General features: G+C 29.9%; 1 protein-coding gene. It reads left to right on the top strand.

All coding sequences use genetic code 11. The annotated features are described in order from the left end of the window. Window positions 1-344: 344 nt before the first annotated feature. A partial coding sequence (locus Z053_RS29625; protein ID WP_035097315.1) for a hypothetical protein occupies window positions 345-555 on the top strand: 211 nt, incomplete at its 3' end.

The raw sequence follows: 555 nt of genomic DNA on the forward strand, positions 1-555 counted from the left end.
TTTAAACTTTTTTGATTCTGGTGAAAAATAATGGTGAAATGTTTTTTGTCTTCGTTCTTATTTCGAAAACTAGTATTGAGAATATTGAGAGTTGAATTGAATTTGCTTTCTAGTTATGTTTTGAAATGCTCATTAAAATTATAGTAATGAGCATTTCTTTTTTAACCCGAATTATTACAGGGTTAGTTTTATAGATTTTTTTTCTTTTTACTCAATTATTGCATGTCAGTCATCAGTAAAAAGTTTTTTATAGCGTAATTGACCGATTTGTGATATTGATTGAATCAATAGTGAGTGTTAACTTTAGTTATTTTGACACGTCAAATAATGTGAAAATTAAAACCATGAAAAAAAACAGTATTAAAATACTATGTAATCTACTGCTATGTAGTACCCTCTTTTTGTCTTGTAGTAATGATGATGATAATACAAAGCCAAACACAGAAAAACTAAATACCCCACCAGCAGCATTCTCATTGATTGCGGTTGCAGATAAGACTGAAAATGTAGAGTTACTACCTACCTTTAGCTGGCAAGCCGCTACAGATGCAGATG

Source organism: Aquimarina megaterium XH134, from assembly GCF_000520975.1.
GTDB classification, from domain to species: Bacteria; Bacteroidota; Bacteroidia; order Flavobacteriales; family Flavobacteriaceae; genus Aquimarina; species Aquimarina megaterium.